Annotated in this window: 15 protein-coding genes; 7 read left to right on the top strand and 8 right to left on the bottom strand. The window is 67.7% G+C overall.

Annotated features, from left to right (window positions below; all coding sequences use genetic code 11):
• Positions 1 to 13: 13 nt before the first annotated feature.
• Positions 14 to 895 carry a LysR family transcriptional regulator gene (locus AC1DFU_RS08505; RefSeq protein WP_092294929.1) on the bottom strand — a complete coding sequence of 294 codons (882 nt, stop codon included), beginning with the start codon at positions 893 to 895 and terminating at the stop codon, positions 14 to 16.
• 122 nt (positions 896 to 1,017) lie between these two features.
• Between AC1DFU_RS08505 and AC1DFU_RS08500 the strand changes: the two genes are divergently transcribed.
• The gene (locus tag AC1DFU_RS08500) at positions 1,018 to 2,142 is read left to right on the top strand and encodes a muconate/chloromuconate family cycloisomerase (RefSeq protein WP_441592730.1); all 1,125 of its coding nucleotides are present in this window, start codon (positions 1,018 to 1,020) and stop codon (positions 2,140 to 2,142) included.
• Between the two features lie 51 nt (positions 2,143 to 2,193).
• Positions 2,194 to 3,168 carry a tripartite tricarboxylate transporter substrate binding protein gene (locus AC1DFU_RS08495; protein ID WP_441592729.1) on the top strand — a complete coding sequence of 325 codons (975 nt, stop codon included), beginning with the start codon at positions 2,194 to 2,196 and terminating at the stop codon, positions 3,166 to 3,168.
• A gap of 26 nt (positions 3,169 to 3,194) precedes the next feature.
• Here AC1DFU_RS08495 and AC1DFU_RS08490 read toward each other — a convergent pair whose 3' ends face one another.
• The 5 genes from AC1DFU_RS08490 to AC1DFU_RS08470 form a co-directional block, all read right to left on the bottom strand.
• Positions 3,195 to 4,274: a calcium:cation antiporter gene (locus tag AC1DFU_RS08490; RefSeq protein ID WP_441592728.1), complete on the bottom strand. Its 1,080-nt coding sequence runs from the start codon at positions 4,272 to 4,274 to the stop codon at positions 3,195 to 3,197.
• 117 nt (positions 4,275 to 4,391) lie between these two features.
• Entirely contained in the window at positions 4,392 to 4,553 is a 162-nt protein-coding gene (locus AC1DFU_RS08485; protein ID WP_177219920.1) for a hypothetical protein, read from the bottom strand.
• Between the two features lie 137 nt (positions 4,554 to 4,690).
• Positions 4,691 to 5,425 carry an SOS response-associated peptidase family protein gene (locus AC1DFU_RS08480; protein ID WP_441592727.1) on the bottom strand — a complete coding sequence of 245 codons (735 nt, stop codon included), beginning with the start codon at positions 5,423 to 5,425 and terminating at the stop codon, positions 4,691 to 4,693.
• Between the two features lie 54 nt (positions 5,426 to 5,479).
• Positions 5,480 to 5,944 (bottom strand): MarR family winged helix-turn-helix transcriptional regulator, encoded by a 465-nt coding sequence (locus AC1DFU_RS08475; protein ID WP_092294939.1) that lies wholly within the window; start codon positions 5,942 to 5,944, stop codon positions 5,480 to 5,482.
• A 46-nt stretch (positions 5,945 to 5,990) separates the two neighbouring features.
• Complete coding sequence (locus tag AC1DFU_RS08470) at positions 5,991 to 6,467, bottom strand: DUF6130 family protein (protein ID WP_441592726.1); 477 nt, start codon at positions 6,465 to 6,467, stop codon at positions 5,991 to 5,993.
• Positions 6,468 to 6,686: 219 nt separating this feature from the next.
• Here AC1DFU_RS08470 and AC1DFU_RS08465 point away from each other — a divergent pair, with 219 nt between their 5' ends.
• Complete coding sequence (locus tag AC1DFU_RS08465; RefSeq protein ID WP_441592725.1) at positions 6,687 to 7,658, top strand: alpha/beta fold hydrolase; 972 nt, start codon at positions 6,687 to 6,689, stop codon at positions 7,656 to 7,658.
• A gap of 84 nt (positions 7,659 to 7,742) precedes the next feature.
• Here the strand turns inward: AC1DFU_RS08465 and AC1DFU_RS08460 are convergent, their stop codons facing one another.
• Positions 7,743 to 8,186, bottom strand: a complete 444-nt coding sequence (locus tag AC1DFU_RS08460; protein WP_441592724.1) for a carboxymuconolactone decarboxylase family protein — start codon at positions 8,184 to 8,186, stop codon at positions 7,743 to 7,745.
• Between the two features lie 292 nt (positions 8,187 to 8,478).
• On the opposite strand from AC1DFU_RS08460, the gene AC1DFU_RS08455 reads away from it, so the two are divergent.
• Positions 8,479 to 9,690, top strand: a complete 1,212-nt coding sequence (locus AC1DFU_RS08455) for an NAD(P)/FAD-dependent oxidoreductase (RefSeq protein WP_092294947.1) — start codon at positions 8,479 to 8,481, stop codon at positions 9,688 to 9,690.
• Between the two features lie 48 nt (positions 9,691 to 9,738).
• On the opposite strand, the gene AC1DFU_RS08450 is transcribed toward AC1DFU_RS08455, so the two are convergent.
• Positions 9,739 to 10,260 (bottom strand): RrF2 family transcriptional regulator, encoded by a 522-nt coding sequence (locus AC1DFU_RS08450; RefSeq protein WP_092294949.1) that lies wholly within the window; start codon positions 10,258 to 10,260, stop codon positions 9,739 to 9,741.
• A 248-nt stretch (positions 10,261 to 10,508) separates the two neighbouring features.
• Here AC1DFU_RS08450 and AC1DFU_RS08445 point away from each other — a divergent pair, with 248 nt between their 5' ends.
• Genes AC1DFU_RS08445 through AC1DFU_RS08435 form a run of 3 tightly spaced genes read left to right on the top strand, consistent with a single transcriptional unit; the run spans position 10,509 to position 14,337 of the window.
• Entirely contained in the window at positions 10,509 to 11,060 is a 552-nt protein-coding gene (locus AC1DFU_RS08445) for a (2Fe-2S)-binding protein (protein WP_441592723.1), read from the top strand.
• Between the two features lie 2 nt (positions 11,061 to 11,062).
• Positions 11,063 to 12,046, top strand: coding sequence for an FAD binding domain-containing protein (locus tag AC1DFU_RS08440; RefSeq protein ID WP_441592722.1), 984 nt, complete (start codon positions 11,063 to 11,065; stop codon positions 12,044 to 12,046).
• A gap of 59 nt (positions 12,047 to 12,105) precedes the next feature.
• Complete coding sequence (locus tag AC1DFU_RS08435; RefSeq protein ID WP_477159855.1) at positions 12,106 to 14,337, top strand: xanthine dehydrogenase family protein molybdopterin-binding subunit; 2,232 nt, start codon at positions 12,106 to 12,108, stop codon at positions 14,335 to 14,337.
• The last annotated feature ends 39 nt before the right edge of the window (positions 14,338 to 14,376 follow it).

Genomic DNA, 14,376 nt, shown 5'->3' with positions numbered 1-14,376 from the left:
GGTCCCACGCCGGTCATTCCCCGCTCTGCCGCATCACCCAGTCCACCGCCCTCAGCAGGTACGGCGACGTATCGCCGGCACGGTAGCTCATGATCACGGGCGAGACGAAGCCGGCCGCATCCACGGGCACGTAGCGCACATCGTCCCGATGCAGCCGCTGCACCGAGGCCGGCACCAGCGTGATGCCGATGCCCGCCGCCACCAGCCCCAGCGCCGTCTGCAACTCGTTGGCTTCCTGCACGACACGGGGCTGGAGCCCCTGCGCGCGGAACAGCGACAGCACGTGGTCCGCATAGCTGGGGCGGGGCCGGGCAGGGTAGAGGATCAGCGGATGGCGGGCCAGGGCGTCCGCCGTCAGTGGGGCGGCCGGCACGGCTGCGCTGGCGGGCAGGGCGGCCACGAGGGCCTCCGCCCGGACCACGCGCTGCGCGATGGCCGGATCGTTGAGCGCGAGCCGGCCGAAGCCGAGGTCGATGCGGCCGGACTTGAGCGCCTCCAGTTGCTGCACTGTGATCATCTCGGTCAGGCCCACTTCGATCTGGCTGGCGTCGTCGCGCAGCACGCGGATCAGTTCGGGCAGCACCCCGTAGAGTACCGAGGGCACGAAGCCGATGCCGAACCAGCGCTTCTCGTTGCGGCCGATGCGCCGCGTGCCTTCCAGCGTCTCTTCCAGCCGCTGGGTCAACTGGAGCGACTGTTCGAGCAGGAAGCGGCCGGCCTCGGTCAGCTTCAGGCCCCGCCCGACGCGATCGAACAGCGCCACGCCCACTTCCTCCTCGAACTGGCGGATCTGGCGCGACAGCGGCGGCTGGGCCATATGCAGCAGGGATGCCGCCCGCGTCACATTGAGTTCCTGGGCAACGGTCTGGAAATAACGCAGGTGCCGGAGTTCCATGGCGCCTCCTTTGTCGGGTCGATGCATACCCACAGGGTATCGATCGAGACATCATCGGTCTTGGACGTCCGTAAAGTCAAGGCGTATGCTCGATTGCAACTGATACCAAGCATCGAGAAAGTATGACTACGACGATTACCGGCATCGAGGCCATCCTGGTCGATCTCCCGACCATCCGGGCCCACCAACTGGCCATGGCGACCATGCAGCAGCAGACGCTGGTGATCGTGCGGCTGCGTTGTAGCGACGGCGTGGAGGGCATCGGCGAGGCCACCACCATTGGCGGGCTGTCCTATGGCGATGAAAGCCCCGAAGGTATCAAGCTGACCATCGACACCTACCTTGGCCCGGCGCTGATCGGCCAGGACGCCACCAATGTCCACGGCGCGATGGCGCGGCTGAACAAGGTGGCGCGCGGCAACCGTTTCGCCAAGAGCGCGCTGGAAACCGCGCTGCTCGATGGGCAGGGCAAGCGCCTGAATGTGCCGCTGGCCACGCTGCTCGGCGGCGCCGTGCGCGACACGCTGCCGGTGCTCTGGACCCTGGCCAGTGGCGACACCGCCCGGGACATCGAGGAAGCCGAGCGCCTGCTGGCCGAGCGCCGCCACAACACCTTCAAGCTCAAGATCGGCCGCCGCGCGGTGCGTGACGACGTGGCGCACGTCTCCGCCATCAAGCGCGCGCTGGGCGACCGTGCCCGCGTGACCGTCGACGTGAACCAGGCGTGGAACGAGGCCGACGCGGCCACCGGCATCGCCATGCTGGAGGCGGCCGGCATCGACCTGATCGAGCAACCCACGCCGCGCGAGCACCGCACGGCGCTGGCGCGGCTGGCGGCGCGCTTCGTGGTGCCGATCATGGCCGACGAGGCCGTGACCGGCCCGGAAGACGCGATGGAGTTGGCCCGCCTGGGTGCCGCCGATGTGTTCGCGCTCAAGATCGCCAAGTCCGGCGGCATCTTCGGCATGCTGCGCACGGCGGCCGTGGGCGACGCGGCTGGCATCGCGCTCTATGGCGGCACGATGCTGGAAGGCAGCGTCGGCACCATCGCCGCTGCGCATGGCTTCTGCACGCTGCCGCAGCTCGCCTGGGGCACCGAGCTGTTCGGCCCGCTGCTGCTCAAGGACGACATCGTGGCCGAGCGCCCTACCTACCGCGACTTCGCGCTGCACCTGCCCACCGGCCCCGGCCTGGGGCTGGCGCTGGACGAAGACAAGCTCGCGCACTATCGTCGCCCGGCCGCCTGAGCGGCGACCGCCGCCCCGCATCATCGACATATAAAAGAAGGAATGGAGACTATGAAATCCCTGAACCGGTCATTGCTGTCGGCCCTGCTGGCCGCCGCCGCGTTGGTGGCGGGCACCGCCCACGCCGCCTATCCCGACCATCCCATCCGCTGGATCGTGCCGTTCCCGGCCGGCGGCGCGATGGACAACATCGCCCGCACGCTGGGCGAGGACATGTCCAGGACGCTCGGCCAGGCCGTGGTGGTGGAGAACCGCCCCGGCGCGGGCGGCAACATCGGCGCGGAACTGGTGGCGCGTGCCCCGGCCGATGGCTACACGCTGCTGATCGTGGCCAATGGCATGGCGGTCAATCCGGCGCTGTACGGCAAGCTCGGCTACGACCCGGTCAAGGATTTCGCGCCGGTCTCGCTGCTGGCCGTGGTGCCGAACGTGCTGGTCGCCAACAAGGCGAAGACGCCGGCCAAGACCGTGGCGGAGGTGATCGCCAGCGCCAAGGCGCGGCCGGGCAAGTACACCTACGCGTCGGCCGGCAACGGTACGTCGATCCATCTGGCGGGGGAGTTGTTCACGTCGATGGCACAGGTGGATCTGCTCCACATCCCCTACAAGGGGTCGGGCCCGGCCATGACCGACCTGCTTGGCGGGCAGGTGGACTATATGTTCGACAGCATCACCTCGGCCAAGCCCCAGATCGATAGCGGCAAGCTGACGCCCATCGCCGTCACCACCGCCAAGCGTTCCTCGGCGCTGCCCAACGTGCCGACGCTGGCCGAGGCGGGGCTGCCGGGCTACGAGCTGTCGCCGTGGTTCGCCGCCTTCGTGCCGGCCAAGACGCCGCAGCCGGTCATCGACGCGCTGAACAAGGCCATGCTGGAGGCGCTGAAGAAGCCCGCCGTGCAGCAGCGGCTGGCGGGCATCGGCGCGGAGCCCATCGGCAGCACGCCGGCGGCGCTGCGTGACCATCTGGCGAAGGAAACCACCAAGTGGGGCGCCCTGATCAAGGAAAGGGGCATTCGCGCCGATTGAGGATTGCGGACGGGGGCGAGCCCCCGTCAGGGAACGATGGTGAGGAACAGGTAGGCGGCGAAGATCACAAGGTGCACCACGCCCTGCAGGATCGTGGTGCGGCCCGAGCCGAGCGTCAGCGACGCGACGATCACCGTCAGGAACAGCAGCACCATCTCCTTGGCGCCCAGCCCCAGTTCGAGCGGGCGGCCAAGGGCGATGAAGACCACCGCCACCGTGGGAATGGTCAGGCCGATACTGGCCAGCGCCGAGCCCAGCGCCAGGTTCATGCTGGTCTGGAGGCGGTCCAGCCGCGCGGCGCGCAGCGCGGCGAGCCCCTCAGGCAACAGCACCAGCGCCGCGATCACCACGCCCACCACGGCGGGCGGCAGGCCCGCGGCGGCCACTGCCGCTTCCACGGACGGCGACAGCATCTTCGCCAGCGCCACCACGGCCACGAGGCACACCACCAGCAGCACGCCACTCGCGGCGGCCACGCGCCCCGGCGGCGGCGGTGCGTGCTCGTTCTCGTCGCTGCTCTCCACCAGGAAGTAGTCGCGATGGCGCACCGTCTGCACGAACACGAAGCAGCCGTACAGCACGAGCGACATCAGCCCCGAGAACGCCAGTTGCGACGAGGTCAACATCGGCCCCGGCGTGGAGCTGGTGAAATTGGGCAGCACCATGGTCAGCACCAGCAGCGCTACGAGCACGGCCATGGCCGCCTTGGCGCCGGGCGCCTGGAATTCCTGCTCCCGGTGGTGCAGGCCACCCACGAACAGGCACACGCCGACGATGCCGTTGCAGATGATCATCACGGCGGCGAACACGGTATCCCGGGCCAGCCCGGCTTTCTCGGGCCCGGCCGACAGCATCACCGAGACGATCAGCGCCACCTCGATCACGGTCACCGCAATCGCCAGCACCAGCGTGCCGAACGGCTCGCCCACCTTGTGGGCCACCACTTCGGCGTGGTGCACCGCGGAAAATACCGCGCCCGCCAGCGCGGCGGCCATGATCGCAACAAGCCAGCCCTGGCCCGGCAGCATCAGCCCGACGCCGAACGCGGCCCAGGCGGCCAGCGGCGACCAGACGGTCCATGCGGGCAGTTTGTTCGAAGTAGCCATCCTTGTTCCTTTTTCTTCTGCTGCCGCACGACGGGCGACTGACGGGGCATTGTGCAGCAGAAGGCCGCCCGGCGATAGGTTTCAGGCGGGGCGGGGAAGTTCCGGAGGGCGGCGGATTCAGTCCGGCATGAACGGCCGGGTGGGCGGCTCCGCACGCGCGAGGCGGTCGGCATCGGCATCGCGCAGGCCGGGATGATGGCGCGAGATCCAGCGCGCGGCGACGATGAGGGCGATGAGGAAAGCGAGAACGTACCCGACGAAAGAGACGGCGTTATGCATGGTCTGACCCCTATATAGGAACGGCTCTGGTGGCCGGTGCAGGTCAGTATGGGGAACAAGCGCAGCGCCCGACACCCTCTGTCGGAGGGGCGTTCCGGTCACCCAATTGGGGGCTGCGCCGCGCGTGGGCGCCTGAGTCAGAATAGCGAGCCGGACTCGGGCGCGGGCGGCGCGGGCTCGGCATCGGGGGCGGCATCGGGGGTGGCATCTGGGGCGGCCTTGCTTGCCGCCGGCGGCATCGGCGCGGGCGCCCCGGCCATGCGTTCGGACGGATAGAGCCGCAGGAAGGTCCGGGCGACCTCCGGGTCGCGGCAGCGCAGCCAGTCATCCCATTCAGTCTCCGGCACGATCACCACCGAGCGCTTCTCGGTGCCGGGCCGGTGCATGCGCGACAGCAGCGGGTGGGCATCGGCATTGACGGTGAGCATGGTGAAAGACAGCGTGTCGTCCGGCCACGCGCGCCAGAGGCCGGCGATGCCGAACCCCGGCGCGTCTGGCAGCCAGAGCTTCCAGCGCACGGGTTTGCCGGGCCGCTCCGGCGTGCCGGCCTCGGGGTAGGCGTATTCGTAGAACGCGCTGGCCGGTATCAGGGCCAGCTGGCCGGCCTTCCAGAACCGGGCGAAGGACTTGAGCGTGCCCACGGTCTCGGCGCGCGCATTCGCGGTGGGGAAGTAGCGGGTGCCGGGCGGGATCTTCCCCTTCGGCACCATGCTGAACGAGGCCAGCGCGCAGGTGCGCCCGGCATCGGAGCTGGTGACAATGGGCGCGAGGGTGTCTGGCCACGCCTCGTCCGCCCACAACCGGGCCGGCGGCTCGATGCCGAAGATGTCGCGCAGGACTTGCCGCTGGATGGGGGCGTAATTGACGCACATCGATCGCTCCAGGGAGGGGAGAGGCGTGCGGACATCCTAGCAGCCGCCGCCGTGCTACGCACTCCGCTTCGGGAGCTTCCCCGCAATGCCCATGATGGCTGCCACGCCGTCGTCTCCCATCATGGCCCTGGCGGCCGCCTGCGCCTGTGCCCACGCGGGTGCGGCCGCTTTCAGCATCGATTTGCCGGCGCGGGTCACGGAGAGCGGCCGCGATCGGCCATCGGCGGCCTCCGCCGCGTCTTCCGCGATCCATCCTGCTGCGAGCAGCGGCTGCAGGTTGCGGGTCAGCGTGGAACGGTCATGATGATTGCGCCGCCCGAGATCGGCGCGGCTGATCGGGCCGAGTTCATGCACGAGCACCAGCAGCGTGAACTGCGTGGCGTTGATGCCGAACGGGCGCAACGCCTGATCGTAGGCAGCGGTCAGGACACGCGAGATCTGCCGGGCACGGGTCATCACGCAGTGCTGGAGAATCTCGGCGCCCGGGTTGCTGGCCACAGAACGCTTGTCGGTACGCATGTCTCACGGGAAGGGGGAGCGATGAAGTACCGCCAGCGTACCGCACTCAGTGCCGATGTGCTGGCGGCGCGGCCGCGGTGCCCGGCGACCGGGTATCGGGGACGGTCACGCTCACCACTTCCGTCGCCAGGATCTTGTGCGTGGGATCTGCCAGTTCCATCCGCACCTTGTGCGGCCCCGGCGGCAGCCCCACCACGATGATGGGATCCTCGCTCGTGTGCGCCCAGGTGGCCGGGCCATCGTCAACGGTCACATGCAGATGGCCGACGCGCGGCGAAACCTGGGTGGCAGCCTTGCCGAACACCGGGATCACGCGGAAGTTCTCGGTACGGAACTGGACGATCACCACGCCCCGCGCGAGCGGCTCCGGCAATGCCGGGTAAGCCACAACCCTGGGCGCCGGCTCCGCGTCGAGCGGCAGGACGGCCGGTGGACGGCTCGTGTCCGGAGGGGTTTGTGCGGCGGCCGTCATCTGCACTGTCGCGAGCGCGGCGGCGGCGAATACATAGGTAAGTGCTCTCATGTCTGACTCCTGAAGTTGGGAAACAACCCGAGGGCGCCGATGATGCCTTGACGGAATAGTAGGTGCGCGGCCATTTTGTACGCGCATGTATCTGCGCGGCGCCGCCATACACGGCGATACCGTTTGACCGTCTCGGGACCACAGACTGGATACATCGCCTCACTCTAATGCTGCATATGCAACAGATTGCGCGGCTTGGCCGGTGCAGGAGGAAACGAGATGAAAGCGAAATCAGCAATCCGTCGGTCGGCACGGTCGGTGGCCACTGCAGTCAGTGTCTCCGCGGCGCTTATGGCCGGCACAGGCGCCGCTATCGCAGCGGCCAGCGAGCCCGTTGCGGAAGTGAGTTATGTGGATGTCGATCCCGAACTGCGTTTGCGGCGGATGGTGGTCGGGCCGGCGGCACCGCGAGGCACGGTGCTGTTCCTGCACGGTTTTCCCGAAACCATGCTCGCCTGGAAAGAGATTGCCAGGACGCTTGGGGAGGAATACGAAGTCCACGCGTTCGACTGGCCGGGCTATGGCGAATCTTCACGTCCGCCTGCCGAGCGTTTCGCCTACGCGCCGCGTGACTACGCCACGGTACTGACGCGCTACATCGACACGGCAGGCATCGACAGCAGCCGCCTGGTGATCTACGCCACCGACATCGCAGCCTTGCCGGCGTTGCTGGCGGCCATCGACCGGCCCAGCATCGCCCGGACCATCATCGTCGGCGACTTCGCACCGTTCAACCGCCCGCAATACATGCAGGAACGCCTGCAGGCGCTCAAGGAGCCCGCATCGGCCGAAGCCGTGCGGAGCGCCTTCAATGCCTCGCGCGACGAGATTCTGCTGAACGCGTTCACGCGTGGATTGCCGGAGGGGGCGCGCTATGCGTTGGATGCGGATTATCGTGCCGATCTTGCACGTGGCTGGCAGAACGGGGCGCTGACGTCGGCCGACGCGTTCGCGCACTACTACGCGCACTTCACGCGGGATCAGAATGCGTTCGAGGCGCGGCTGCCGGGCCTGAAGGCCCCGGTACGCGTGGTGTGGGGCGAGCAGGACATCTATATCAACAAGGAAATGGGCGTCGAGTTCGCGCGCAGGACCGGAGCGCCATTGCGGCTGCTGCCCGCCACGGGCCATTACCCGCACCTGCAGCGTCCGCACGAGACGATCGAAGAGGTCCGCGCGGCGTTTCGTTGAGGGTCCCCAGCGTGGCCCGTGTCGCCACCACGGGCCGCCGCCTTTCCTACGTGGCGAACACGCCGCTGACGGCTCCTGTCGCCGTTACACCGCGCCCTCCGGCCCGCGCCGGAAGCTGATTGCCAGCCGGTTGAAGGCGTTCATGAGGCCGATCGCGATGGTCAGGTCGGCCAGTTCTTTTTCCTCGAAGACGGCGGCGGCAACCTCGAAGGCGTCGTCGGGCACATGGGTGTCGGCGACACGGGTCACCGATTCGGCCCAGGCCAGTGCGGCCTTTTCGCGGTCGGAGAACAGGCTGCCGGCCTCGTGCCAGACCTGGACCAGCGCGAGCTTCTGCACGTCCACGCCCCTGCGCGTGAGATCCCGTGTGTGCATGTCCAGACAGTAGGCGCAGCCGTTGATCTGGCTGATGCGCAGGTAGGTCAGCTCCACCAGCGCGGGGTCGAGCCCGGACTGCGTGATGTAGCCGTAGACACTGCCAAGCGCCTTGACGCCGGCCGGGGAAGTTTTGGTGTAGTCGATACGCATGTTCCGTCCTGCTTGTTGGGTGTTCAGGGTTGGAGCCGATCAGAACCAAACTGCCTCATGATCGACTTCATTTCATTACTACGACTGATATAGTCGGAGATGAAGATAGCCGATCCGCGGTCGTACCGCAAGCGGTGGATGGGTTGGCGTAAACCCCGCCCCCAAAATTTCTTGCGCGGCTTAACTACGACTAATACAATCGTAGTTAAGCCGCATCGAGAAAGGCGGGCTGGAGATCGCCGCGGCGTCGCCGCTGGTCAAGGCAGCACAGATCCATTCAGGAGCAGTAGAGATGTCCCAACGCATTCTTGTCATTGGCGCCGGTTTTGCCGGCATGTGGAGCGCCCTCGCTTCGGCTCGTCTACTCGACGAGGCCGCGCGTACCGATGTGGAAATCGTGCTGATCGCGCCGGAGCCGGCGCTGCACGTGCGTCCGCGGCTCTACGAGCAGAACCCGCTGAAGATGAAGGCGCCGCTGCTGGAGATCTTCGCCGCTACCGGCGTGCGGTTCGTACAGGGCTTCGTCGAGCGCATCGACGTGGCGGCCCGTGAAGTGGAGGTGAGGGGCGTGGGCGCCGAACCATCGCGCCAGACGCTTGGCTATGACCGCCTGGTGCTGGCGGCCGGCAGTCGGCTGTTCCGGCCGGCGATCAATGGGCTCGAAGCGCATGCCTTCAACGTCGATCAGGTGGCCGATGCCGCCCGGCTGGAAGTGCATCTGCACGGTCTGGCCGGCCGCCCAGACAGCGTGGCGCGCAATACCGTGGTGATCGCCGGCGCTGGCTTCACCGGCATCGAGACGGCGGCCGAAATGCCGGCGCGGCTGCGCGAAGTGCTCGGTGCCGATGCCGCAGTGCGCGTCATCATGGTAGAGCGTAATGGCGAGATCGGTCCGGACCTGGGCCAGGGGCCGCGCCCGGTGATCACCGAGGCGCTGACCGAACTCGGCGTGACGTGGAAGCTGGGCTCCGGTGTCGCGTCGGTGGACGCGGAAGGCGTCACGCTGGAAAGCGGCGAGCGCATCGACGCCCAGACCGTGATCTGGACCGCAGGCGCCCGCGCGAGCGCGCTGACCGACCAGATCCCCGCGCAGCGCGACAACTTCGGCCGGTTGCACGTCGATCGAAACCTGAAGGTCGATGGCGTGGCGCACGTCTATGCCACAGGCGATGTGGCCCGTGCGGCGACCGATGACGAGGGCAACGTCACGATGATGTCGTGCCAGCACGCGATGAACCTCGGGCGGTCCGCGGGGCACAACGTGGCAGCCGACCTGCTGGGCCAGCCGCCGATCCCGTACAGCCAGCCGAAGTACGTGACCTGTCTGGACCTGGGTCCGTGGGGCGCGGTCTACACCGAGGGCTGGGACCGCCAGGTGAAGCTGTCCGGCGCCGAGGCCAAGGCGCTGAAGACCAGGATCAACACGGAATGGATCTATCCGCCGAGCGCGAACCGGGCCGAGGCACTGGCGTCGGCTGACCCGCGCCGCATCGTCGTGGCCTGATCGGGCTGGGGGAATGAAGAAGGGCGATCCGCCGGGATCGCCCTTTTTTTATCTTGCGCTGCGCCGGTTGGCCGCGCGGTCTGTCAGCCACTCCACTACCTGCCCGCCGTAGGCGGCGGGCACTTTCTCCACGGTGCGTTCGGCAATGTCGGCCAGCGTGTGATTTTTCAACTCGGCGCGCATCGCCTTCTCGGCAGACTGCATCACGGCGTGGATCGTGCACACGCCGCGCGTCGCCCATGCCGGCGGGCAGCCCTCGAATACGGCACTGCGCTCGCGGATCTCCCGGCACTCGAACAGCGGCTTGTCGCCGTCGATGGCGACGATCACGTCGTAGACCGAGATGCGCGAAGGCGGACGGGCGAGCCGGAAGCCGCCCTTGATGCCTTCGGTGGCCACCACGAGTTCAGCCTTCGCGAGCTTGGTGAACAGCTTGGCCAGGAACTCGGTGGGGATGCCCTGCAGCTCGGCGAGGTCGCGCACGCTGGCCTCTTCCACGGCCATGTTGGAACGGGACAGATAGAGCAGGCAGTGCAGCCCGTACTCGACACCCGTGCTGATATGCGACATGTTTAACTAAGACTCAATAAATCGTAGTTGCAAGGCTACACCAGCGTGGGCGCGGCAGCAAGGCTCTCCAGAGACCTTGAAAAACTGAAGCGGTTGTTCGAATACTGTTGTACTAGCTGCAAATACCCACACTGCCCCGTCCGGCATCGCAAGCCTGCCACTTGCAAATGTCTGGACAATTTCGCCAGATGACAATCCTGCAATGTTCCTCGTGAACTTGCGCCGCTCGCGTTCAAGGAGAACGGGAAATGGACGACTCTTGTCAGCAGAATGGTGGCCGTGCCCGCACCGGCGGCGTGCAACCCGCCGCGTCGCAGGGCAGCGCTGGCCACGCGGTGAGCTTCAAGGTCAACGGCACGCTCCAGTCGCTTACGGTGGCGCCCAACGCCATACTGCTGGACGTCTTGCGCGATCAACTGCACCTCACTGGCACCAAAAAGGGGTGCGACCATGGCCAGTGCGGGGCGTGCACGCTGCACGTGAACGGTGTGGCGATCAATGCCTGCCTGTCGCTCGCGGTGATGCATGACGGCGACGAGATCACCACCATCGAAGGGCTCTCCCAGGGCGGCACGCTGCACCCGGTGCAGCAGGCTTTCTGGGATCACGATGCCTACCAGTGCGGCTACTGCACCGCCGGCCAGATGATGAGCGCCGTGGGCGTGCTAGGCGACAAGCGCATCCCGACCGACGACGCGGCCGTGCGCGAGGCGATGAGCGGCAACATCTGCCGCTGCGGCGCCTACCGGAACATCGTCGCGGCCGTCCAGGACGCACGCGGCAAAATGAAGAGAGGCTAGCCATGCGTACCTTCGAGTATGCCCGCGCGGCGGACGTCGAGCAGGCCATCGTGCTGCACGCGCGCACGCCCGAGACCGCCTATCTGGCCGGTGGCACCACCCTGCTGGACCTGATGAAGCTGGACGTGATGCACCCGCCGCGCGTGGTGGACATCCACAAACTCGGCCTCAACCAGGTCGAGGTGGCTGAGGACGGCCGGGTGCGGATCGGCGCGATGGTCAGCAACACCGAGCTGGCGCGCCATCCGCACATCGTCAAGCATCACCCGGCGCTGTCGCAGGCGCTGCTGTCCGGTGCCAGCACGCAGCTGCGCAACAAGGCCACCACGGCCGGCAATGTGATGCAGCGGGTGCGTTGCGGGTACTTTCGCGATGGCGTGTCGCCCTGCAACAAGCGCGAGCCGGGCTCGGGCTGCCCCGCCATCGACGGGCTGAACCGCAACGTGCACGCGGTGCTGGGCGGCAGCAACCAGTGCATCGCCGCGCATCCGTCCGATATGTGCGTGGCGATGGTCGCCATCGGCGCCACCATCCACGTGCAGGGGCCCAAGGGCCGGCGTGACATCCCGTTCGCGGACTTCCACCTGCTGCCCGGTGAAACGCCGTGGAAGGAGCACGCGCTGGAGGCCGACGAGATGATCACGCACATCACGCTCGATGCGCCGCTGCCGAACAGCCGCTCGGCCTACCTGAAGCTGCGCGACCGGGGCTCCTACCAGTTCGCGCTGGCGTCGAGTGCGGTGGTGGTGGTGCTGGATGGTCGCACCGTGCGGGACGTGCGCATCGCGCTCGGTGGCGTCACCACCAAGCCGTGGCGGGCCGCCAATGCCGAGGCGGTGCTGCGCGGCAAGGCGGTGACGGACGCGCTGATCCGCGAGACCGCCGCCGCTGCCATGGCGGGCGCGCAGTCCTATGGCCAGAACGGCTTCAAGCTGCTGCTTGGCCAGCAGGCGGTATCGCGCAACCTGACGCGGCTCGTCGCCTGACCGGCTGCCCCGATCCATCCCCGATCCAGCGGACCTTCACTCGACAACGGGAGTCCAGCGTGAACAAGAATGCCATCGGCGCGTCGCCGCGCCGTATCGACGGTCGACTCAAGGTCACCGGCGCCGCGCTCTACACGGCGGACCGCAACCTGCCCGGCATGCTGCATGCCTATGGCGTATTCAGCACGATTGCGAGCGGGCGCGTCACGGGCATCGACACCGCCGCCGCGCGGCGCGTGCCGGGCGTGGTCGACATCCTGCACCATGACAATTTCCTGCGGCTCTACCGCGCGCCGAAGGCGCCGATCTCGCCGGCCACGATCCTGACCGCCGGCATCACGGACGAGCACCGCCTGCCGTTCGAGGACGCGAAGGTGCACTACGCCGGCCAGTTCGTCGCGCTGGTCGTGGCGGACACCTACGAGCATGCGCGAGAGGCGGCCCAGCTTGTGAAGGTGACGTATGCCCCGGCCAAGGCACTCGCCAATCTGGAGCAGGGCATGGCGGCTGGCAAGCTGCAGGACGGCGGGCGCGGCCACACGCGCGGCGAGCCGGCCAGGGACTTCGACGCCGCGCCGGTCCGTGTCGATGCCGTGTACCACACGCCGGTGGAGACCCACAATCCAATGGAGATGCACGCCACGGTGGCGTGGTGGGAGGGCGGCGACCTGCATCTCTACGAGGCCTCGCAAGGCGTGCTGGTTCATCGCAACACGTTGGCCCTGATCTTCGGACTCACGCCGGAGAGCGTGAGCGTGGACGCGCCGTTCATCGGCTCGGGCTTTGGCGCCAAGCTGTTCCTGTGGCCGCACTCCGTGGCCGCCTGCGCGGCGGCCAAGATGACCGGGCGCCCGGTGAAGCTGGYGGTGCCACGCGCGCAGATGTTCACGACCACGGGGCAGCGGCCGGAGACGAAACAGCACCTCCGGCTGTCGGCGGGCGCCGACGGCAAGATCACGTCGATCCGGCATGAGTCGATCAACACCACGTCCTTTATCGAGCAGTACGTGGAGAACTGCGGCGGCATGACGTCGAGCCTGTACACCTGCCCGAGCGTGCTGGTCACGCACCACACCATCGACGTGCACCGGGGCGCGCCCACCTCCATGCGCGCGCCCGGCGCCGCGCCGGGCCTGTTCGCGCTCGAATCCGCCATCGACGAACTGGCGCTGGCGTGCCAGAAGGACCCGGTGCAGTTCCGCCTCGATAACATCTCCACGCGCGACGAAAGCACCAACCTGCCGTGGTCCAGCAACCACCTGCGCGAGGCCATCGAGCAGGGCGCCCGCAAGTTTGGCTGGGCCAGGCGCGACCCGCGCATCGGTGCGATGCGTGTGGGCGACGAGATTGCCGGCTACGGCGTGGCCGTCTGCAACTGGGACGCCTGGCGCACCCCAGCCGAAGCGCGGGTGCATTTGCGCAGCGACGGCACGGCCGCGGTGATCTGCTCGATCCAGGACATCGGCACCGGTACCTACACGATTGCGGCGCAGACGGTGAGCGAGCTGACCGGCCTGCCGTTCGAGAAGATCGAGGTGAAGCTGGGCGATTCCTCGTTCCCGGCGGCACCGGTCTCGGGCGGATCGTGGGCCACGGCCAGCGTCCTGCCGGCCATCGCAGAGGCCACGCGCAACGCCATCGACCAGTTGCGCACGTTTGCCACGCAGGAGGGCGCGCCGTTCGCCGGGGCGAAGCCCGAGTCGCTTCGCTTCGAGAATGGCTGCCTGACCGATGGAACGCGCACCGTGGACTACGCCACCGTGCTGACCGCGCAGCGCTTTGCTAGCGCCGATGGTCATGCGCGCACGGGCGGCACGCCCACGGACAGGATGTCGTTCATGTCGTTCGGCGCGCATTTCGTGGAGGTGCGCTGGGACCCCGGCATCTCGCGCCTGCGCGTGGCGCGCGTGGTCAGCGCCATCGACGTGGGCCGCGTCATCAACCCACTGACGGCGCGCAATCAGGTGGAAGGCGCCATCGTCATGGGCGTGGGCATGGCGCTGTTCGAGGCCACCGAGTACGACGAGCGCAACGGCATCCCGGGCAACAACAACTACGCCGAGTACGTGATGCCGGTGCATGCGGACCAGCCGGACATCGACGTCATCCTGCTCGACTACCCCGACCTGGCCTTCAACGAGTTCGGCGCGCGCGGCATCGGGGAGATCGGCATTACCGGCTTTGCGGCGGCGGTGGCCAACGCGGTCTACCACGCCACGGGCAAGCGCATCCGTGACCTGCCCATCACCATGGAGAAGCTGATGGACGCGCCCGGCCGGGTCGCCGCCTAGCCGATGGCCTATATATATAGCGGTGGATGGCCGAGCGCG

The sequence above is a fragment of the Cupriavidus sp. 10L45 genome, assembly GCF_056395225.1.
Note: the sequence above shows the minus strand (reverse complement) of the source record. Positions and strands in the feature narration are given on the sequence as shown.

Excerpts from the sequence above, each read along its gene's own strand:
- AC1DFU_RS08505 (WP_092294929.1), bottom strand. The coding sequence starts at position 895 with ATGGAACTCCGGCACCTGCGTTATTTCCAGACCGTTGCCCAGGAACTC.
- AC1DFU_RS08500 (WP_441592730.1), top strand. The coding sequence starts at position 1,018 with ATGACTACGACGATTACCGGCATCGAGGCCATCCTGGTCGATCTCCCG.
- AC1DFU_RS08495 (WP_441592729.1), top strand. The coding sequence starts at position 2,194 with ATGAAATCCCTGAACCGGTCATTGCTGTCGGCCCTGCTGGCCGCCGCC.
- AC1DFU_RS08490 (WP_441592728.1), bottom strand. The coding sequence starts at position 4,274 with ATGGCTACTTCGAACAAACTGCCCGCATGGACCGTCTGGTCGCCGCTG.
- AC1DFU_RS08485 (WP_177219920.1), bottom strand. The coding sequence starts at position 4,553 with ATGCATAACGCCGTCTCTTTCGTCGGGTACGTTCTCGCTTTCCTCATC.
- AC1DFU_RS08480 (WP_441592727.1), bottom strand. The coding sequence starts at position 5,425 with ATGTGCGTCAATTACGCCCCCATCCAGCGGCAAGTCCTGCGCGACATC.
- AC1DFU_RS08475 (WP_092294939.1), bottom strand. The coding sequence starts at position 5,944 with ATGCGTACCGACAAGCGTTCTGTGGCCAGCAACCCGGGCGCCGAGATT.
- AC1DFU_RS08470 (WP_441592726.1), bottom strand. The coding sequence starts at position 6,467 with ATGAGAGCACTTACCTATGTATTCGCCGCCGCCGCGCTCGCGACAGTG.
- AC1DFU_RS08465 (WP_441592725.1), top strand. The coding sequence starts at position 6,687 with ATGAAAGCGAAATCAGCAATCCGTCGGTCGGCACGGTCGGTGGCCACT.
- AC1DFU_RS08460 (WP_441592724.1), bottom strand. The coding sequence starts at position 8,186 with ATGCGTATCGACTACACCAAAACTTCCCCGGCCGGCGTCAAGGCGCTT.
- AC1DFU_RS08455 (WP_092294947.1), top strand. The coding sequence starts at position 8,479 with ATGTCCCAACGCATTCTTGTCATTGGCGCCGGTTTTGCCGGCATGTGG.
- AC1DFU_RS08450 (WP_092294949.1), bottom strand. The coding sequence starts at position 10,260 with ATGTCGCATATCAGCACGGGTGTCGAGTACGGGCTGCACTGCCTGCTC.
- AC1DFU_RS08445 (WP_441592723.1), top strand. The coding sequence starts at position 10,509 with ATGGACGACTCTTGTCAGCAGAATGGTGGCCGTGCCCGCACCGGCGGC.
- AC1DFU_RS08440 (WP_441592722.1), top strand. The coding sequence starts at position 11,063 with ATGCGTACCTTCGAGTATGCCCGCGCGGCGGACGTCGAGCAGGCCATC.